Here is a 20,101-nt window from a genome sequence, read left to right as displayed (position 1 = left end):
ATGAATGCGAACGTGGAATTTGATGAAATCCGTCCTTATCATGATGAGGAACTTCCTCAAGTCTATGAGGAACTGATTGCCGATGCGGCGTTCCGGCAGGCAGTGGATACTGTGATGCCTGGTGTACCTTTTGAAGTCTGGTCGCAGAAAATGCGCGCGTGTAAAACCAAGCTGGAATTTCAGAAGACCTTCTGCTATGGGCTTCTGTGGAAATTGGCGAAGGAGGCTACGGATGGATTGACTTTGGACCATACCGCGTTGCCGGCAGACAAGTCGGCGGCGTATACCTATATCTCCAATCATCGCGACATTATTCTCGATTCCGGTTTCTTGTCCATTCTTTTGGTAGACCAGGGTATGGATACGGTAGAGATAGCCATTGGCGACAACCTGCTTGTCTATCCGTGGATTAAGAAATTCGTGCGTGTCAACAAGTCCTTCATCGTGCTGCGTGCGTTGACCATGCGCCAGATGCTGGAGGCTTCCGCACGCATGTCCCGCTATATGCATTATACCATCAGTGAGAAGAAACAGTCTATCTGGATTGCACAACGTGAAGGGCGTGCCAAGGATTCCAACGACCGCACGCAGGACAGTGTGCTGAAGATGCTGGCAATAGGCGGTGAAGGCGACGTCATTGACCGCTTAATGGAAATGAATATAGCTCCGCTTGCCATTTCCTATGAATACGACCCTTGCGACTTCCTGAAAGCGCAGGAGTTCCAACTGAAACGGGACATTGAAGGCTATAAGAAAACGACGGCTGACGACTTGCTGAATATGCAGACCGGACTGTTCGGCTATAAAGGGCGGGTACATTTCCAGACGGGTGCCTGCATGAATGATGAATTGGCGAAGATGGACCGTTCACTTCCGAAGCCCGAACTCTTTGCACGCATGTCTGCACTGATAGACAAACGCATTCATGCCAGTTACCGGATGTATCCCAATAATTATGTGGCACACGACCTTCTCGAGGGGAAGGAGGATTTTTCCGACCATTACACTGCCGAGGATAAGCAGCGCTTCACGGCCTATATAGAACAACAGTTGGAGCGTATCTCCATTCCTAATAAGGACGTGGACTTTCTGCGCGGAAAAATGCTGCTGATGTATGCCAACCCGTTGAAGAATTATCTGGCGGCTATAAAAGAATGAATACATGAAGAAGTACTGTGATTGGTGGCTTTTGCCTTTATTGGCCTGTCTGTTGGCTGGTTGTGGCGATGATGATTATCATTATCCTTCCGTGAAGCTGGAATTCTTGACTGCCTTTTCGGGGGCTGACGGCTATCTGCGGTCTGTTGTGACGGATGAAGGGGAAACCTTGCCGGTAGTGGAGGACAAGACAAAGACGAAAATAGAGGCAAACGCTTCGGTACGTGTCATCAGTAATTATGCTTCGGAGGTAACTGCCGATGGAACTGCCGGTGCGGTGCTGTATGCCTTGAGCGGTGTTCTTTCTGTCGTTCCCCAAACGGTCGACAAGTTCGAGGAGGGCGTCAAGACAGACCCTACTGATGTACTGGGTATCTGGATGGGACTCGACTATCTCAATATGACACTGATAGTCAATGAGAATGGTGAACATAAGTTCCATTTTATTGAGGATGAAGTGATTGTGGATACTGCTACCGGGTGTAGTGAAGTATATCTGACGCTGTATCATGACGCAAAGGAGGAGGTGGTGTCTTATACCAGGCGTGCCTACGCTTCCGTACCTTTGCGGCAGTATGCGGCAGAGGATATACAGAAGGTTATGGTTCATTTCAGTGTGCACACTTATTCCGGTGACATCAAGACTTACGATTTTGTTTATAACCCTGACTAAAATGAAATATTCGATGAAGACATTGTTCGCGGGCCTTTGCCTCGTTTTTACCACCCTCTTTTCCTGCCAGCAGAAGGAGGGACAGTTCAAGTCTGTTTCGGTAGATGACTTTTCCACATTGATAGCCAATCCGGAGGTGCAGCTTCTGGATGTGCGTACTGTTGCCGAATACTCGGAAGGACACGTGCCCCATAGTATCAATATCAATGTGCTGGATGAGTCGTTTGAAACGATGGCCGACTCCACTTTGCAGAAGGACAAACCGGTTGCAGTATATTGTCGTAGTGGTAAGCGTAGTAAAAAGGCCGCTGCCATACTGAGCAAAAAAGGATATATAATCTATGACCTTGACAAAGGTTTCATCGGTTGGGAAGAAGCGGGCAAAGAAGTGGAAAAGTAATAGCGGTGTAGCTGAAATGCATTTGCTATAATTTCTTTTTAGGCGAGGATTACGCGGATTTCACGGAAAAAATTTAAGAAAAGAATCCGCGTTTTCCGCGTAATCCGCGCCTAAAAAGAATAAAGTAGTCTTGTCCTCTGGTTAGAGGCTTTCAAGCAGTCTCTTTAGCACCACTGTTGCTGAAATCTCCCGGTTGGCCGCTTCGGGGATTACGATGGACTGCGGGCTTTCTATCACATCATCCGTCACAATCATGTTGCGTCGAACCGGCAGGCAGTGCATGAAGTAGGCATTGTTGGTAACGGCCATCTGGCGCTCGCCTACTGTCCAGGTGCGGTCTTTGCTCAATATTTGTCCGTAGTTGTCGCCTGTATAGGCCGCCCAGTTCTTGGCATAGACAAAATCGGCTCCTTCAAAAGCTTTCATCTGGTCATATTCTACGCGGGCATTTCCTACGAACTTGGGGTCGAGTTCATAACCTTCGGGATGTGTAATCACAAAGTCATAATCAGTTGCATTCATCCATTCGGCAAAGGAGTTGGGGACAGCCTGGGGCAATGGACGCGGATGTGGAGCCCATGTCATCACTACTTTGGGGCGTGCCGTCTTCTTATATTCCTCAATGGTTATCAGGTCGGCAAAACTCTGCAGCGGATGGCGTGTGGCAGCCTCCATGGAGAATACCGGCCGGCCGGAATGCTTGATGAACTGCTCCAGTATCACTTCGTTGTAATCGTCTTCCTTATTTTCGAAGCGTGCAAAAGAACGTACGCCGATGACGTCGCAATAGCAGCCCATCACGGGAATGGCTTCCAGTAAGTGTTCCGGTTTGTCACCGTCCATGATGACACCACGCTCTGTCTCCAGTTTCCAGGCTCCCTGGTTGATGTCCAGTACAATTACGTTCATGCCCAGATTCAATGCAGCCTTCTGTGTACTGAGGCGGGTACGCAGGCTGGAGTTGAAGAAAATCATCATCAGCGTTTTGTTACGTCCCAGTTCCACATATTTGAAACGGTCTTTTTTAATCTCGAATGCTTCGTCCAGTGCAGACTTCAGGTTACCGATGTCCTGCACGCAAGTAAAGTTCTTCATATTTACAGTCTTTTTAGTGTATCTATATCTTTGTTATTCGGCTGTCAAGGTCTGGTCTGTCCGGAACCTTCGACAATCCATTTGTATGTGGTGATTTCTTCCAGAGCCATCGGACCGCGGGCGTGTAGCTTCTGGGTGCTGATGCCAATCTCGGCACCGAGTCCGAATTGTGCGCCGTCGGTGAAAGAGGTCGGTGCATTGACGTATACGCAAGCGGCGTCCACTTCCCGGCAGAACCATTCGGCACGTGTCTTGTCGTCCGTAATGATGCATTCGCTATGTTTGGAACCGTACTTCCGGATATGTGCCAATGCTTCCTGGAAAGAATTCACGGTTTTAATGGCCATCTTGTAGTCCAGAAACTCTCTGCCGTAGCAGTCTTCAGTGGCAAGTCTCAACAGCTCGACGGGATATTTGTCACGCAGACTGTGGTAGGCGGGTTCATCGGCAAATATCTCTACATTGCTTGATTGCAGCGGCAGGCATAGGTCGGGCAAATTAGCCAGGCTGTCGGCTTCGATAATCAGGCAATCCAAAGCGTTGCATACACTGACCCGGCGTGTCTTTGCATTGGCAATGATAGATGGACCTATGCTTATATCGCCATAGCGGTCGAAGAACGTATGGCATACGCCGGCACCTGTCTCTATAACCGGTACTGTGGCATTCTGGCGTACGAAGTTTATCAGGCTGCTGCTGCCGCGCGGAATTATCAAATCTACATAATCGTTGGCATGCAGTAGTTCGGCAGTCGCCTCTCTGTCGGCAGGAAGCAGTTCCACGATATGTGTATCTACGTTGAAATGCTCCAGTACCTCGTGTATCACGCTGATTATGGCACGGTTGGAATAGTCTGCATCGCTTCCGCCTTTCAGAATACAGGCATTGCCGCTTTTAAGGCAGAGTGAGAATACATCGAAACTGACGTTGGGACGGGCTTCGTAGATAATGCCTATGACACCGAAAGGTACACTGACCCTTTTTATCTTCAATCCGTTGGGTAATACGTTCTCTTTAAGGACTTTTCCCAAAGGAGAAGGGAGGGCGGCTACGTTGCGGATGTCCGCAGCGATGTCCTGCAAACGGCTTTTTGTCAGTTTCAGGCGGTCGTATTTAGGGTCGGTAGAAGGCATACGCTCCAAATCCTTCTGGTTTTCACTCAGAATGAAGTCTGTTTTGTTTATGGCAGCGTCTGCAACAGCCAGTAATATTTGGTTGATTTCTTTGTCGCTTAACGCTAGCATGTTACGGCTGGCATCTTGTACGGCGACAAAAGTTTTGTTTAAGTTCATTTTCTTACTGAGTATAGAGTGATAAATATGCAAGTATGAATATCGTGGATAGTATCCGTCTGTGTCCTATTCTATATATAGGTAGTCGTAGTGCACTACGGGTTTCTTTCCATGTTTTCCCATTGTTTCCCGTGCCTGGCTGGAGTCACAGTTGGCTTTTCCCACACCGATGGGTTTACCGCCGAAGTCGATAATCCGTACGATGTCGTCCTTCTCGAACTCGCCTATAACGTCAGTGATGCCTACCGGTAGGATGCTTACTGCTTTGTCCGAGAAGAGCAGTTCGGTGGCACAATGATTGATGTGCAGTTCGCCTTTGGCAAACCCTTCGCTGTGCGCAATCCATTTCTTGATGCTCGATACCGGTTCCGGAGACGGAATGAAACGGGTATAGTTTAATTCTTCATTATTCATTATTTTCACGAGGATGTTGTCCCGCTTCCCGTTGGCTATGATTACTGTGATGCCCTCATCCGCCACTTTGCGGGCAATGTTGGTTTTTGTCAGCATGCCGCCGCGTCCGAAGCTGGATTTGGAAGTTTGTATGTAGGAGGAGAGGTCTTTGCCTTGTTCTATTTCACGGATGACTTGAGACTCCGGGTCGGCGGGTGAACCGTTGTAGATACCGTCTATATTGCTGAGAATGATTAGTGCCTGGGCATCCATCATGGAGGCTATCAGGCCGGACAGCTCATCGTTGTCGGTGAACATCAGTTCACTTACGGAGATGGTGTCGTTCTCATTGACAATAGGAATGACGCCGTTCTCCAGCATTACGGTCATACAGTTTTTCTGGTTGAGGTAATGGCGGCGGGTGGAAAAGTTCTCTTTCATTGTGAGCACTTGTCCCACGGGGATGCCATGCTCCCGGAACAGCTCGTAGTAGCGGTTGATGAGTTTGGCCTGCCCTACAGCGGAAAAGAGCTGGCGCTGGTCTACGCTGTCCAACTTCTTGGTGGGGTGCACTTCACTACGTCCCGAAGCAACGGCTCCGGAAGAAACAAGTATTATTTCTATGCCGGCCTTGTGCAGCTCGGCTATCTGGTCCACCAAAGCGGACATGCGGGTGACGTCGAGAGTGCCGTCACGACGTGTTAAAACATTGCTGCCTACCTTGACAGCAATTCTATTGAAATCAATCTCCATTTTCTCTCTTTTCGTATTCACGGACTACTTCCATGGCGGCTTCGTAGTCCTTCTCATTGACGAGAACGGAAACATCTACCGCAGTGGCAGGCAGTACAACGTTTACTACCATTCCGTCTTTTGTTACAGCTTCAATATCACTATTTCCCAGCAGGCTCTTTACGAGTTCTGCTTCCCACGGTGAACCGGTGAACACCTCAACGAGTTTGCTTTTGTCTTCTTCTTTCATGATGGTATGAATTTAGAGGTTTCTGTCTTACAAATATAACAAATGTTTTTGTTTTAATGTTTAATGCTGACGAATTTATAGTTCAATCCTCTCAACTCTTATCGATTCATTCAGGAAAGTAGAAGCCGATTCTGTGAATTTCTCCTCCGATTCCGTGGTGCGGTAGACGCATCTTCCACCTTTGGTACATTTTTTGTCCATTTCCGGATGGCGGTGAAGATAGTCTTTCAGGCTGTCTGCTACCAGTTCCCCCTGAGTGACGGTCGTGATGCCGTCGGGCATGTATTGCTGTATCTTGGGCAGCAGCAACGGGAAGTGCGTGCAGCCCAGAATGACGGTGTCTATCTGCGTGTCTTTGGCCAGCAGGTTGCCGATGTTTTTGCGTATGAAGTAGTCAGTACCCTCACCTTGTGCCTCATTGTTTTCTACGAGGGATACCCATAGAGGGCAGGCTTCACCGCTCACTTTGATGTCGGGGAAGAGTTTATGCACTTCCAACGGATAGGATTCAGACTTGATGGTTCCTGCCGTGGCAAGCACTCCCACATGGCGGCTTTGGGTAATGTTCCCTATGCATTCTACGGTTGGGCGAATTACTCCCAACACACGGCGCATAGGGTCGAGGCGAGGCAAATCATTCATTTGTATGTTGCGCAGAGCTTTTGCCGAAGCTGTATTGCATGCCAGAATGACGAGGTGACAACCCATCTCGAACAGTTTGGTGACTGCCTGCAAGGTGAACTCATAGACAATCTCGAACGAGCGGGTTCCGTAAGGCGCGCGCGCGTTGTCGCCCAGATAAATGTAATCATATTGGGGAAGGGCTTCCCGTATCTTGCTCAGGATGGTCAGTCCGCCATATCCGGAATCGAATATTCCGATGGGACCGGCTGCAGAAGGTAATGTCTGTTTCATGCTTTCTAAAGACTATGTACCATGCAAAGATAATGCAAATTTCTCAGTAATGTATAAAAAATAAGCGCGGATAAAACTATCCGCGCTTGCTCTATCATAGATAATTCTATTATTTAATGCCCAATTGCGTTTTAACTTTGGCAGTTACATCAACGCTCTGTGCTCCTACGAATGGTATCGGGGTACGGGCCAAGTCGAAGATATAGACCACGCCTTCAGCCTTGCCGACAGCCTGGATGGCTTCGTCCAGTTTCTGATAGATGGGAGCCATAGCATCTTGCTGTGCTTTCTGCATACTTTGATAAGCTTCTTGTTGGAACTGCTCTTGGCGTTGAGCCATATCCTGCAGCTCTTTCTGACGTCTTTCTGCAATGTTTTTCGGCAGAGAGTCGGCTTGTGCCAGGAATTCCTGATACTTCTTCTGGAATTCTTCGTTGGTACGCTGCATTTCATCCTGGTATTTTTTAGACATGGCGTCCAAGTCAGCTTGGGCTTTGGTAAATTCAGGCATAACAGCGATTACATCTTGAGAATTCATGTGAGCGAATTTAGCTTGCGCCATAGCTCCCAGTGGGAGGGCGAACATAACTACGAGTAGTGCGATTTTTTTAAGCATAATGTTTATTATTTATTTGAATGATTATTCGTCGGGGGCAAATATAGCGCAAACTGAACGCAATACAAAATAAGCAAGCTTATTTTTAATCTTGAATGCAGTCTATATTCTGAAACAAATGTATGAAATTAATTTGAATATCCCAGTTTTGCAAGTACTTCATTGCTGACGTCAATACTCGGCGAGGCAAAAATGATACTTGATGCGGAAGCACGGTCTACAACTACCGCATATCCGTTCTGTGTCGCAATTTCCTTTACAGCATTGTATATTTCATCTTGAATGGGTTGCATCAGACTTTCACGTTTTTTATACAGTTCGCCTTCCGGACCGAAGTATTTGCGGCGCAGTTCGGCTGCTGATTTCTCTTTAGCGACAATCTCTTCCTCCTTTTTGCCTCTCTGTGTTTCAGAAAGGGAAGCAATCTGGGACTGATAGTTCTTGTACAGAGTCTTGGCTTCTTCGGAAATCTTTTCGACTTCACTCTGCCATTGTCTGGAGGCTTGCTCCAGTTGTTCATTGGCACGTTCGTAGGCAGGAATATTTTCCAGGATATATTCCATGTCAATCAAGGCGAACTTCTGTGCACCGGCTGTTATACTTACTGCAAACAGCGTAAAAAGGATCAATAAACTCTTCTTCATAACGATACTGCATTAATTGTCAATTATCAATTGTCCATTGCTTAGAATTCTTGTCCCAGGATGAAGTGGAACTGGCTACCGCCATATTGCGAGGAACCCATTATTTTGTCGAAACCGTAAGCCCAGTCGATACCCATCATACCAATCATCGGGAGGAAGATGCGGACACCGACACCGGCTGAACGTTTCAATTCGAACGGGTTGAACTTATTGACATCATGCCATGCATTACCGGCTTCCACAAACGTTAACGCATAAATACTGGTACTTGTTTCGAGCATCAAAGGATATCTTAATTCCAGTCCGAGACGTGTATAGGCATAACCTTCAGAACCGTATGGAGTCAATGAACTGTTCTCATAACCACGGAGGGCGATGCTTTCTGTAGCATAGCTGGAGTAGCCGGTCATACCGTCACCACCCACGTCAAACGTTTCGAACGGAGACTTTTTGTATTTGTTGTAGTGTCCCAGCAAACCGAATTCTACACGTCCCATCAGCACCGGAGTACGTTTGACGGTAATCGGGTCCATCAACGGGATGTAGACTTTGGATTTGAATTTCCACTTGTGGTATTCAATCCACTTGTGCATCTTGTTCATGTCTTCCTGGCTGCTGGTGCTGTACTTGCTGTAATCGGTACCGTCGAACAGAGAGAAAGGCGGTGTGATTTGTGCAGACAACGAGAACTCGGAACCTTGGCGCGGATAAATCGGGTTGTCGATAGAGCTACGGGACAAGGTCAGGTTGAGGCTGAGGTTATTACACTTACCGTTGGTAACCGGGAAGTACTGCCAGTCACTCAGAACATAGCGTTGGTAAGACAACTCGGCTGTGAACTGGAAGTAGTCATCCGGCCACTTCAAACGCTTACCGAACATCACTGCAAGACCATACATCTGGATAGATTTGTCCGGGTCGTAATAATTCTCGTAGTTGTTGTAATTGCCGTAGTTGTACATACCGTAGCCATACATACCGCTATAATAGCTGTTGTAATAGCTGTTCATGTAGGCTGAATTGTAATAACGGCTACTGATGTCGGTCTGGCGGGAATAGAAAGCCGATACGGAGAATGCATTCGGGCGTTTACCGCCAAACCACGGGTCGTAGAATGAAACGCTGTATGACTGATAGTATTTGGCATTGGTCTGGCCGCTGATGGTCAATGTCTGACCATCACCTTGCGGGAGGATACCGCGGTAGTTCTCACCCGGATGCAGCAGGTTGGACAGAGAGAAGTTGGTGAACTTCAGACTTAACTTACCGATAATACCCGTTTGTCCCCAACCGGCGGAGAACTCTACCTGGTCGTTGGCTTTGGATACAAGGTCATAACCGATGTCTACCGTGCCGTCTTCCGGTCTCGGCTGGATGTCGGGCTGGATTTGTTCGGGGTCGAAGTGTCCCATCTGCTGGATTTCACGCATGGAACGCATCAGGTCTTCACGGCTGAAGAGTTCGCCCGGACGGGTACGGAGTTCACGGCGTACTACGTTTTCATACAAACGGTCGTTACCGTTGATGCTGACTTTATTGATGGTAGCCTGGCGACCTTCGTAGATACGCATTTCCAGGTCGATGGAGTCGCCCACGATGTTTACTTCCACCGGTTCGAGGCTGTAGAACAGATAACCGTTGTTGTAGTAAAGGTTACCGATGGCATCGTCATCGGTCATTGTACGCTCTTCAAGTAACTTTTGGTTGTAGACATCACCCTTCTTCATCTGGAGGAGGAAGTTCAGTTGTTCGGAAGGATACAGTGTGTTACCTACCCAGGTTACATTGCGGAGATAGTATTTCTGTCCTTCCTCAATCTGCATGAAGATGTCTACCGTGCGGTCATCGTAGGGCTTGATACTGTCTGTCACGATGATGGCGTCACGATAACCCAGTTCGTTGTATTTGTCGATAATCAGCTGTTTGTCCGCTTCGTAGTTGTCCTCAATGAATTTCTTGGTGCGGAACAGATTGAGCAGCTTGCCCTTTTCGTTTGTTTTCTTCATCACACGCTTCAGCTTCTTGGTCGTGAGGGCCTCGTTGCCTACAATGGTGATTTGATGTACTTTCACTTTCTCCTTCTTGTCGATGTCGATGTTGACAATCACTTCATTCTTCTTTTCCGGATCATCACGTTGGGTGATGATTACATCTGCATTCTTGAAGCCCTTGTCGTCAAAATAGCGCTTTATCAAGGTCTTGGCGCGGTCCACCAGATTAGGTGTAATCTGACCGCCCTTTATCATGCCGATTCTGCTTTCCAGGTCTTCACGCTCTGACTTCTTCACACCGTTGTAGCGTATGTCGGAAACACGCGGACGCATGGTCAGATGAATGGTCAGCCAAATTTGGTCGCCTTCAATCTTGTCTGCTGTAATTTCCACGTCAGAGAACAGACCGTGGCGCCAGTAGCGCTTACAAGCTTGTGTAATCTCGTCACCCGGCACGGTGATAGTCTGCCCTTTGGATAGTCCGGACAATCCGACAATTACATAATCCTCATAGTTCTGGGCTCCTTCGACCTTAATGTCGGCTATTTCATACTTCTTGGGTGTTCCCGAATAGAGTATAACCGGCTTTTCGGTTTCATCGGTGTTGTTTACGTCCTGTGCTGCTGTTGTCAGTGCGCAGCCGAAAAGGCAGACAAACGTTACGAGTATGGAGAAAATACGATAGTGCATCTTTTTATTTACTATTTTACAATTTACTATTTACTATTTGTGTGTCCGGTGATTAATTGATTTGCTCGCTGGTCTTGCCGAACCTGCGTTCGCGTTTCTGATAGTCACATATGGCTTTGCGTAATTCTTCTTCACGGAAGTCGGGCCAATAGGTATCACAGAAATAAAGTTCCGAATAGGCGCATTGCCAGAGCATGTAGTTACTAAGGCGGAGCTCTCCTCCGGTACGTATCAGCAGGTCGGGGTCGGGCATGAAGTGGGTTGTCAGATGACGGGATATGAGCTCACTGTCGATTTGTTCGGGTTTCAGCTCACCTTTCTGTACCAGGTCGGCTATTTGCCGGGCAGCTTCCGTTATTTCCCAGCGGGAAGAGTAGCTCAATGCCAGTACCAGGCACATTCCCGTGTTGTGGGAGGTGTGTGCCACGCAAGTGTTGAGCCGTTGCTGTACGTTGGCAGGCAGTTTTTCAATATCTCCTATTACCCGGAAACTGATATTGTTCTTCATGAACGTCTCTTCCTCTATGGAGTCGAAGAGCAATCCCATCAAGGCGGCTACCTCGTCCGACGGACGATTCCAGTTCTCGGTAGAGAACGTATATAAAGTAAGGTATCTGACTCCTAATTTAGCGGCTTCCTCTGCAATGACGTGCACAGTCTCTGCGCCGGCCTGATGTCCATAGCTGCGTTCGTGTCCACGCTGCTTGGCCCACCGTCCGTTACCGTCCATGATAATCGCCACGTGCTGGGGTATCCGGTTTAGATCGATTTCTTCCTTATATGACATCATTATTATTGTATTTCGAAGCCCAATCTGTTAAGACGTCCGCGCCATACCTCATTCTTGGTGCCGTTGCCGCCGAATATCACCCAAATGAAGTCCCGTTTGTCTGCCGGGGCCACAGTTTTGTCTTTCGTCGGTTCCACTATAATGGAGTACGCGCCTTTCCCTTTGAATTCCTGGGGTAGCAGGAACTTGGTTTCTGTCTTGCTCCACGCAATGCCTGTGATGGAGTTGTAGATGGCGTCAAGTTCTCCTCCAAAGCAATAGAACATGTCGCCATAGTACATAATGGCAGGGTTGACCATGCCGGGACAAGATGTGTCGTACACCGTGTTAGCCAGGCTTGCCCAGCCTTTGCCGTCCAATGAGAACCAGGGTATTGTCTCTTGTTCGTTGGCCAGCGGCATTCCTGCCAGAACCACCTTCTCTACACCATTGCCGGTGTTGGTCTGGGTGGTGGATATGTTTTCGGTAGGGAATCCTGCCGGGACTTCCTCAAGGGTAAGGTTGTCAGCCGTGTTTTCCGCTTCCCAATTCTTTCCGTCTTTACAGATGTTGAAATATTGCTTTCCGTTGATTTCCACAATACCCGAGAGCCGGTCGGAGAAACCATTAATGAGGACTATGACATTGTCTCCCAATGTAGTGACTTCTGTCCAGGCGCCGCCGTTGGTAGAGCTGAATACTCTTTTGCTTTTTGTAACCATGTAGAGTGCATTGTTATACTCTACGGCAGATGTCAGCTTTACGTCTGAGGGGAGGTTGCTGACATTGACTTTACTCCAGTTGTATTTATCGGGCGCAGTCGATGTCTTGTAAGCGGTAGTGTTGGAAGTGTAGACAAACAACTCGTCTCCAAGTATAACCGCTTTTTGCTGGCCTAAATTGATGGTATTGGAGAATATATTCCCCCTATTCTGCATGTCTGTCCAGACGAGTGAGTCCGGGTCTTGCAGATGTACATTAACTTTCAATTTATATTCGCGGACTGTAACACCGTCGGCGGCATGTGCTTTGAACAGCATGCCGGCATCGTTGTTCATGGCGGGTCTCAAATCCACGGAGTCCGACATGACGAATACCGTGTCGGTAGGCGAGCCTGAAGTTATCCAACCGGTAACGGTCATAGTATCAATCAGAATACGGTCAATGATGGTATCTGAACCTACGGGCAATGAATCTCTGTTATAGATGAGCCTATTGAGCTGGTCAATTGTAAATTTGTAATGTTTGCCATGTATGGTATCGATACCAAAAGCATGTATAGTAGCATCGGAGCTGAATTCATAATTGTCGTCAGAGTCAAGGCATGAACTTAGAGCAAATGACACAATAAGAAAACTCACAATTACTGATAGAAACTTTATTCTCATTTTGAAAGTTAGTGTTTATTTACAAGTTGCAAAAATAGGAACATTTTTTTCTATAAACAGCTTTACGGGGAAGTTTTATATAAAATTATAGATAATATCCCCCTTTTTCTCGATAAAAAAGCCCTGAAATGAGGCTATTGACTGTTTCTTGAGGCCGTATAATGGCGAAAACTCCTGCCGAAAGAATACTCTGTTGCAAATGGATATCCGTCACTGATTTCGGGTGCTTTGACGCCGGAATGAAGAAGGTGCGGAGCTTCTTCCACAAAGATTTCGTCCCACAATCCGGCATCAATGAAGGATTGGAGCGTTTGGCTGCCACCCTCTACCAAAAGGGATTGTAATCCGCGTGTATACAGCGTTTCCATGAGTTCGGGGAGTATATTCCGTCGGTAGTCGCTGACTGGCAGATACTCTACATTCGGTAGCGGAGCGTGCGGGGCTTCTGTAAAAACGAGGGTCGGCACGCTACCGTCAAATAGGTGAAGGCTGGGGGATAGCTTTTGTTGCCGGTCCAGCACGATACGTACCGGTGAACGGCCGTACCAATGGCGGACATTCAGGCAGGGATTGTCCAGTTCAGCCGTACGGGTACCTACTAATATGGCACTGTGCTCTGCCCGTTTCTTGTGTACCAGCATCGAAGTCAGCGGGCTGGAGAGGATAACCGGTTTACCGTCCGTGCGGGAGTAATCGATATATCTGTCAGAAGATTCCGCCCATTTTAGGGTGATGTAGGGGCGTCGCAAAGTATGGAAAGTGATGAACCTGCGGATGAGCTGCCGACATTCTGTTTCCAGCACTCCGACAATAACTTCACGTCCGGCATCCTTCAGTTTCTGTATGCCCCGGCCCGCAACCTTAGAAAAAGGGTCCCGGCACCCGATGACGATGCGTGGAATCTGCTTCTCGATGATGAGGTCTGCACAAGGAGGAGTTTTGCCATAGTGCGAACACGGTTCCAGGCTGACATAGATGGTGGAACGTTTCAGCAGGGACGTGTCTTTCACGGAACGGATGGCGTTGACCTCGGCGTGGGCTTCTCCACAGCGCACATGGTATCCCTCGCCTATGATTTTCCCGTCACATACTATTACCGCTCCCACCATCGGGTTGGGTGCTGTATTGCAAAGTCCGTTTTGTGCCAGTTGGATGCATCGCAGCATATATTTCTCTTCTTCTGAATTCATATCCTTGCTTGTCTTTTGGTTGAATAATCAAAATTAATGATTACTTTTGCAGCCCGAATAAAACCGGACTCCGAATGAATGTAACCGTTTCACATATCCGCAGTGCTTTGCAGGAGTGCTATCCTCCCCGGGAGGCAGCCAATCTTTCCCGTATTGTCTGCTGTGAAATGTTAGGTCAGAGTCATATTGACTATTACCTGGGCAAAGATATGATTTTATCTCCAAAGGATGAAAAGGAATTGGAAAGCATTCTTTTCCGTCTGTGCAATTTTGAGCCCATACAGTATGTGCAGGGTACTGCCCGTTTCCTGGGACGTACTTTTCGGGTGGCTCCGGGGGTGCTTATTCCCCGTCCCGAAACGGAAGAACTGGTGGAGAGGATGCTGGAGGAAGTCGCTCCGGCTTCCCGTATTCTCGACATTGGCACCGGAAGTGGGTGTATTGCCGTCACTTTGTCTAAAGAGTTGCCGGAAGCGGAAGTAACTGCTTGGGACATTTCCGGAGAAGCTCTTGCCATAGCCGGCGACAATAACCGCCTTTTGCAGACCTCCGTACAATTTGTACAGCGTGATGTCCTGACGTATCAACCGGCTGAGGATGAGTACTTTGATGTAATCGTCAGTAATCCGCCTTATGTTACGGAAACAGAAAAGAAGGACATGGAGCCAAATGTCTTGAACTGGGAACCTTCGGGAGCTTTGTTTGTTCCAGACAGCGACCCGCTCCGTTTCTATCGGCGTATAGGTGAACTGGGACGGAGCATGCTGACGGTCGGCGGCCGACTCTATTTTGAAATCAACCGGGCATTTGGAGAGGCTGTCGCTTCGATGCTTCGCAAGCAAGGCTATACGAATGTCCGTATCCGAAAAGATATTTCCGGCAACGACCGGTACGTAATTGCAGAACGATGATAGAAATAACTGAAACTGAAGCTTTGAACAGAGTGGCGGCATATTGCTCCACTGCCGAGCATTGCCGGGCGGAGATTGCGGAGAAACTGCAACGCTGGGGCATTGCCTATGATGCCATAGACCGTATCATCAACCGTCTGGAACAAGAGAAGTACATTGATGAAGAACGCTTCTGCCGTGCTTTCATCAACGACAAATACCGTTTTGCCAAATGGGGCAAGATGAAGATAGGGCAGGCGCTCCAGTTGAAAAAGATATCTTCATCTGTCTATTGGCCCTATTTGAACGAGATTGATGAGGAGGAATACCACGCCGTCTTGCAGAAACTGCTGGCGGCAAAGCGTAAAAGCGTCCGTGCCGAAAGTGAGTATGAGTTGAATGGCAAACTGGTGCGTTTTGCCTTGAGCAGGGGGTTCGAAATGAAGGATATATGTCGTTGCATAGAGGTTTCTGAGGAAAATGACTACTCCGAATGAAAATTATCGGCTTTCTCTTTTTTATTCTCATTCTGTTTCCGTATTTTTGTGCCATATTTATCATATATAGATTAGTTTTGCTATGAAAACTTTAGAAAGATTGTTTGCAGAGAAGTTGCTGAAGATAAAAGCGATTAAACTACAACCGGCTAACCCGTTCACTTGGGCATCCGGATGGAAGTCTCCGTTTTATTGTGATAACCGCAAAACCCTTTCTTATCCTTCTCTCCGTAATTTCGTAAAGATTGAAATTACGCGTCTGATTTTGGAACGTTTCGGACAAGTGGATGCCATTGCCGGTGTGGCAACGGGAGCTATCCCGCAAGGTGCCTTGGTGGCCGATGCATTGAACTTGCCGTTTGTATATGTACGCTCCACTCCGAAAGACCATGGACTGGAGAATTTGATTGAAGGTGAACTTCGTCCCGGTATGAAGGTGGTAGTCGTGGAAGATTTGATTTCTACGGGTGGAAGTAGCTTAAAGGCTGTAGAAGCTATCCGCCGTGACGGATGTGAGGTCATCGGTATGGTGGCTGCCTATACTTATGGTTTCCCGGTTGCCGAAAAGGCTTTCAAGGATGCCAAAGTGCCTTTGGTGACGCTGACCAATTACGAGGCTGTGATGGAAGTGGCACTGCGTACGGGCTATATCGAGGAAGAAGATGTGGAGACTCTGAATGAATGGCGTAAAGACCCTGCACATTGGGAATCTGGAAAATAAGAACTTATTTGTAAAAATGTTAATATGGATAAAAGAGCCATTCGGATAGATTCTGTCCGGATAGTTCTTTTTTCTTTTTGAATACGATTGATTATGACGAAATTTGAGAGTGGAGTGAAAGTTGTACCGGCTTCACAAGAAGCTGTTTATGAAAAACTTTCCGACCTGAGTAATCTGGAGAAGGTGAAAGACCGTCTGCCTGAAGACAAAGTGAAGAACTTGAGTTTTGACGCGGAGAGCATGACGATAGAGGTGGCCCCCGTGGGAAAGATTACGTTGCAGATTGTGGAGAAGGAGCCTTGCAAGTGTATCAAGTTTGCAACAACCACTTCACCGCTGCCCTTCAATCTGTGGATACAGATTGTACCCGTCACCGAAACCGAATGTAAAATGAAACTGACCATCGGCATGGATATAAATCCGTTTATGAAGACCATGGTGCAGAAACCCTTGCAGGAAGGATTGGAGAAGATGGCAGATATGTTGGCGATGATACAATATTAATCACTAACCATTAATCATTAGAAACAACGTGGCTCAGAAACTTTGGGAAAAATCCGTTCAGGTAAATAAGGATATCGAACGCTTCACGGTAGGCCGTGACCGTGAAATGGACCTTTATTTGGCAAAGCACGATGTGCTGGGTTCCATGGCGCACATCACGATGCTCGAAAGCATTGGCTTGTTGACGAAGGAAGAACTGCGGCAATTGCTGGCCGAATTGAAGAAAATCTATGCGATGGCCGAGCGTGGAGAATTTGTGATAGAAGAGGGAGTGGAAGACGTTCACTCACAAGTGGAACTTATGCTGACGCGCAACTTGGGTGATATAGGTAAGAAAATACACAGCGGACGTTCGCGCAACGACCAGGTGTTGCTCGATTTGAAGCTCTTTACCCGTGCAGAGATAAAGGAAGTGGCGGAGGCTGTGGAACAATTGTTCCATGTGCTGGTTATGCAGAGCGAACGCTACAAGGATGTACTGATGCCGGGTTATACACACTTGCAGATAGCCATGCCGTCTTCTTTCGGACTTTGGTTTGGGGCATACGCCGAGAGCCTGGTGGACGATATGATGTTCCTTCAGGCAGCTTTCAAGATGTGCAACCGCAATCCTTTGGGTTCTGCTGCGGGATACGGTTCCTCGTTCCCGCTGAACCGTACGATGACTACCCGTCTTTTGGGATTTGATTCCCTCAACTACAACGTAGTGTATGCCCAGATGGGGCGTGGCAAGATGGAGCGTAATGTAGCTTTCGCCCTTGCCAGTGTGGCCGGAACCATATCGAAATTGGCTTTTGACGCATGTATGTTCAACAGTCAGAACTTCGGTTTTGTGAAGCTGCCGGACGATTGCACTACCGGCTCCAGCATCATGCCTCACAAGAAGAACCCGGACGTCTTTGAACTGACGCGTGCCAAGTGCAACAAACTGCAATCCCTTCCCCAGCAGATTATGATGATAGCCAACAATCTTCCTTCCGGCTATTTCCGTGACTTGCAGATTATCAAAGAGGTCTTCCTGCCTGCTTTTCAGGAACTGAAAGACTGTCTGCAGATGACGACTTACATTATGAACGAAATCAAGGTGAACGAACATATTCTTGATGATGACAAGTATCTGCTTATTTTCAGTGTGGAGGAAGTCAACCGCTTGGCACGTGAAGGGATGCCTTTCCGCGATGCCTACAAGAAGGTGGGACTGGATATTGAAGCCGGAAACTTCTCGCACAGCAAAGAGGTACACCATACCCATGAAGGCAGTATCGGAAACCTTTGCAACGATGAAGTCTCTGCTCTGATGCAGAAAGTGGTAGATGGTTTCAATTTTGAGACCATGCAAGCTGCAGAGAAAGAGTTGCTGGGCAGGTAAAAGGTTCTGCGGGTTCAAGTCCCGCTGCGAGTACTGTACTTTTATAAAAAAAAATTTGGCAGAAACGGGAAAACTGTTTATCTTTGCACCCGTTCTCCAAATGCGGAAATAGCTCAGTTGGTAGAGCATAACCTTGCCAAGGTTAGGGTCGCGAGTTCGAGTCTCGTTTTCCGCTCTCTTTTCCCTTTTTAGGATGCTCGAATGGTGGAATGGTAGACACGAAGGACTTAAAATCCTTTGGCCATTGCGGCTGTGCGGGTTCAAGTCCCGCTTCGAGTACTCGATTAAGCTCTGTGAATCATTGATTTGCAGAGCTTTTTCTTTATAAGCTCTTGATATGAAAGACCGTTTCCCTATAGCGAACAAAGTGTTTCCCTTAATAGAACAAGTTGTTTCGTTATGGCGAACACTTTGTTTCCCTTAACAGAACATTTCGTTTCATCATATGAAAACAGACTGTTTTTCCTTATTGGAACAAACTGTTTCTCTATACTTGAACAAAGTGTTCATCTCTGTGAACTAACAAACTAACTATAATACTATAGTAGATGATATGCGCGTGGCACTTGGTAATATGTGCTTGCAGATGAAATAAAAGAATCTATATAAATAGCCTCCTCTTTATTGTTCAGAACAGCTTGGGGCGTTTGTTATTGAACCGATAGCCGATACCCAACATCAGATAATTGGGCTCATGAAATTCCCGGAGGTTATATCCTATATGGAGATACGAATTGCGTGTTACGTCTATTTTCAGGGCAAGAATCTGATAGAAAGACTTCATGTCACCGCCGCCGTGCAGAACATTGGCTCCCAGACCGATACCTACCGTGAAGTAAGGCATGACAAATTCTCCGCGGGCAGATAAGCCCAATGCCATCTGCTTCTTGGCGGGCGGAGTATAGAAGCCGTTCTCTTCTTCGTACGATTCTTTCATGTTCGCACTGTGGTCGTATACGCCGTCCAGCGCCACACCGGCACGGAATTTATAGCCGAAGTTGTACATGGGTGCAAAGCTGAAACCGAACACGTTGTAAGTGCCGGGTGCGGGTACCTGGCCACTACTGCCCTCATGGGCCACTGCTTTCTTTCGCCAGGAGCCGAACAAAGTCAAGTCGTAGCTGACGTGGCGGGGGAATGGAGGAACGATAGGGCGTTGCCATGATTGGACGAGTTCATCCGCTCTGCGGTTAAAGTTATATACCAGTCCCACTTTGCAGTCCACCGTGTTCAGACCGGAGTTGGGATATTGGGTGTTTCCGTTGGAAAAGTGGCTTCCGGTAGCTCCTATCATCAAGTCGAACTTGGGGGAGAGTGCCCACTTTAAGTAGAGGTTCACATTGAGATAGGCATTCACTTTCGAGCCGATAATCTGGTTCTCCGGGTTGTCATATTCATCGTAGGGTTTCCAGCCGAACGATGCGCCGAAGTTCCATTCATAGTTCAAGGATATGCGGGGGCTGAATTGGGCGATGCGTCCCCCTTGAAACAGATAGACCGCCAGCGGGTTGCCCAGCTCTTCCGGATTGCCGAAGTTGAAATAGCCGACTCCAATCCCTTGATAGGCTCCTATATAAGCCTGGTCGGCAACGGTGTGGGGACGGAGCTGGAAGGAGTATTTCAGATGGCCGGCATAGGCATTTTTCATGGCCTTGTATTGGTGGTTGGAGTACTCCAGAAAAGGGCTGGTCTGAAAAATATAGCCAGCACGCCCTTCTACGCCTAATCTGTGGATGAAGCGCTGTGAGAAAGGGAGTGTATCCCGCTTGTATTCCGAATGACTATCGGATGTCCATTGTTGGGCGTATATTGTATCAGACAAGAAAAGTACCGCTCCTAAGAAAGCCAGTATTTTCCATATCTGCGTTCTATTTTTCATATGCCGTGTCGGTCTTTCTTGTTTATAAATGTTCCAAGTGAAGTT

20 protein-coding genes and 2 tRNA genes are annotated in these 20,101 nt (G+C 47.6%); 10 read left to right on the top strand and 12 right to left on the bottom strand.

Features of this window, described 5'->3' with window-relative positions; translation table 11 throughout:
- Genes NQ510_RS02405 through NQ510_RS02395 form a run of 3 tightly spaced genes read left to right on the top strand, consistent with a single transcriptional unit; the run spans nt 1 to nt 2,231 of the window.
- Nucleotides 1–1,158, top strand: a complete 1,158-nt coding sequence (locus NQ510_RS02405) for a hypothetical protein (protein ID WP_005825164.1) — start codon at nt 1–3, stop codon at nt 1,156–1,158.
- A gap of 4 nt (nt 1,159–1,162) precedes the next feature.
- Nucleotides 1,163–1,831 (top strand): NigD1/NigD2 family lipoprotein, encoded by a 669-nt coding sequence (locus NQ510_RS02400; RefSeq protein ID WP_005825161.1) that lies wholly within the window; start codon nt 1,163–1,165, stop codon nt 1,829–1,831.
- Nucleotides 1,832–1,844: 13 nt separating this feature from the next.
- Nucleotides 1,845–2,231 carry a rhodanese-like domain-containing protein gene (locus tag NQ510_RS02395; RefSeq protein ID WP_008662859.1) on the top strand — a complete coding sequence of 129 codons (387 nt, stop codon included), beginning with the start codon at nt 1,845–1,847 and terminating at the stop codon, nt 2,229–2,231.
- Nucleotides 2,232–2,372: 141 nt separating this feature from the next.
- Here the strand turns inward: NQ510_RS02395 and NQ510_RS02390 are convergent, their stop codons facing one another.
- The 11 genes from NQ510_RS02390 to ribD all read right to left on the bottom strand — a co-directional run bounded on the left by NQ510_RS02390 (nt 2,373) and on the right by ribD (nt 14,196).
- Nucleotides 2,373–3,326, bottom strand: a complete 954-nt coding sequence (locus NQ510_RS02390) for a Rossmann-fold NAD(P)-binding domain-containing protein (RefSeq protein WP_005825157.1) — start codon at nt 3,324–3,326, stop codon at nt 2,373–2,375.
- Between the two features lie 44 nt (nt 3,327–3,370).
- Nucleotides 3,371–4,618 carry a glutamate-5-semialdehyde dehydrogenase gene (locus NQ510_RS02385; protein WP_005825156.1) on the bottom strand — a complete coding sequence of 416 codons (1,248 nt, stop codon included), beginning with the start codon at nt 4,616–4,618 and terminating at the stop codon, nt 3,371–3,373.
- A gap of 66 nt (nt 4,619–4,684) precedes the next feature.
- Nucleotides 4,685–5,764, bottom strand: coding sequence for a glutamate 5-kinase (gene proB / locus NQ510_RS02380; RefSeq protein WP_005825155.1), 1,080 nt, complete (start codon nt 5,762–5,764; stop codon nt 4,685–4,687).
- Nucleotides 5,754–5,993, bottom strand: a complete 240-nt coding sequence (locus tag NQ510_RS02375) for a DUF2007-related protein (RefSeq protein WP_005825154.1) — start codon at nt 5,991–5,993, stop codon at nt 5,754–5,756. Before NQ510_RS02375 ends, proB begins: the two co-directional genes overlap by 11 nt.
- 75 nt (nt 5,994–6,068) lie before the next feature.
- Nucleotides 6,069–6,908 carry a glutamate racemase gene (gene murI, locus NQ510_RS02370; RefSeq protein ID WP_005825152.1) on the bottom strand — a complete coding sequence of 280 codons (840 nt, stop codon included), beginning with the start codon at nt 6,906–6,908 and terminating at the stop codon, nt 6,069–6,071.
- Nucleotides 6,909–7,017: 109 nt separating this feature from the next.
- On the bottom strand, nt 7,018–7,524 hold the full coding sequence (locus NQ510_RS02365; RefSeq protein WP_005825151.1) for an OmpH family outer membrane protein: 507 nt from the start codon (nt 7,522–7,524) through the stop codon (nt 7,018–7,020).
- Nucleotides 7,525–7,652: 128 nt separating this feature from the next.
- Nucleotides 7,653–8,168 (bottom strand): OmpH family outer membrane protein, encoded by a 516-nt coding sequence (locus tag NQ510_RS02360; protein ID WP_005825150.1) that lies wholly within the window; start codon nt 8,166–8,168, stop codon nt 7,653–7,655.
- A gap of 41 nt (nt 8,169–8,209) precedes the next feature.
- Nucleotides 8,210–10,849 (bottom strand): outer membrane protein assembly factor BamA, encoded by a 2,640-nt coding sequence (bamA, locus tag NQ510_RS02355; RefSeq protein WP_005825149.1) that lies wholly within the window; start codon nt 10,847–10,849, stop codon nt 8,210–8,212.
- 52 nt (nt 10,850–10,901) lie between these two features.
- Complete coding sequence (locus NQ510_RS02350) at nt 10,902–11,636, bottom strand: isoprenyl transferase (RefSeq protein ID WP_005834753.1); 735 nt, start codon at nt 11,634–11,636, stop codon at nt 10,902–10,904.
- Nucleotides 11,637–11,641: 5 nt separating this feature from the next.
- Nucleotides 11,642–13,006 carry a DUF6242 domain-containing protein gene (locus NQ510_RS02345; protein WP_005825147.1) on the bottom strand — a complete coding sequence of 455 codons (1,365 nt, stop codon included), beginning with the start codon at nt 13,004–13,006 and terminating at the stop codon, nt 11,642–11,644.
- 134 nt (nt 13,007–13,140) lie between these two features.
- Nucleotides 13,141–14,196, bottom strand: coding sequence for a bifunctional diaminohydroxyphosphoribosylaminopyrimidine deaminase/5-amino-6-(5-phosphoribosylamino)uracil reductase RibD (gene ribD, locus NQ510_RS02340; protein WP_005825145.1), 1,056 nt, complete (start codon nt 14,194–14,196; stop codon nt 13,141–13,143).
- A gap of 74 nt (nt 14,197–14,270) precedes the next feature.
- Here ribD and prmC point away from each other — a divergent pair, with 74 nt between their 5' ends.
- From prmC to NQ510_RS02305, 7 genes are all read left to right on the top strand, one after another.
- Nucleotides 14,271–15,107 carry a peptide chain release factor N(5)-glutamine methyltransferase gene (prmC, locus tag NQ510_RS02335; RefSeq protein ID WP_008662876.1) on the top strand — a complete coding sequence of 279 codons (837 nt, stop codon included), beginning with the start codon at nt 14,271–14,273 and terminating at the stop codon, nt 15,105–15,107.
- Entirely contained in the window at nt 15,104–15,583 is a 480-nt protein-coding gene (locus NQ510_RS02330; RefSeq protein WP_005825143.1) for a regulatory protein RecX, read from the top strand. The genes prmC and NQ510_RS02330 overlap by 4 nt, the downstream gene beginning before the upstream one ends.
- Before the next feature lie 82 nt (nt 15,584–15,665).
- Nucleotides 15,666–16,304 (top strand): orotate phosphoribosyltransferase, encoded by a 639-nt coding sequence (pyrE, locus tag NQ510_RS02325; RefSeq protein WP_005825142.1) that lies wholly within the window; start codon nt 15,666–15,668, stop codon nt 16,302–16,304.
- A 93-nt stretch (nt 16,305–16,397) separates the two neighbouring features.
- Nucleotides 16,398–16,808, top strand: coding sequence for an SRPBCC family protein (locus tag NQ510_RS02320; protein ID WP_005825141.1), 411 nt, complete (start codon nt 16,398–16,400; stop codon nt 16,806–16,808).
- A gap of 28 nt (nt 16,809–16,836) precedes the next feature.
- Nucleotides 16,837–18,177, top strand: coding sequence for an argininosuccinate lyase (gene argH, locus NQ510_RS02315; protein ID WP_005825140.1), 1,341 nt, complete (start codon nt 16,837–16,839; stop codon nt 18,175–18,177).
- Nucleotides 18,178–18,279: 102 nt separating this feature from the next.
- Nucleotides 18,280–18,352, top strand: a tRNA-Gly gene (locus tag NQ510_RS02310).
- A 20-nt stretch (nt 18,353–18,372) separates the two neighbouring features.
- Nucleotides 18,373–18,456 (top strand) — tRNA-Leu (locus NQ510_RS02305).
- Between the two features lie 349 nt (nt 18,457–18,805).
- Here the strand turns inward: NQ510_RS02305 and NQ510_RS02300 are convergent.
- Nucleotides 18,806–20,056 carry an acyloxyacyl hydrolase gene (locus NQ510_RS02300; RefSeq protein ID WP_005825139.1) on the bottom strand — a complete coding sequence of 417 codons (1,251 nt, stop codon included), beginning with the start codon at nt 20,054–20,056 and terminating at the stop codon, nt 18,806–18,808.
- Between the last annotated feature and the right edge of the window lie 45 nt (nt 20,057–20,101).

The sequence above is a fragment of the Bacteroides uniformis genome (genome assembly GCF_025147485.1).
Classification (GTDB): Bacteria; Bacteroidota; Bacteroidia; order Bacteroidales; family Bacteroidaceae; genus Bacteroides; species Bacteroides uniformis.
This window is presented reverse-complemented; position numbering and strand designations above follow the sequence as displayed.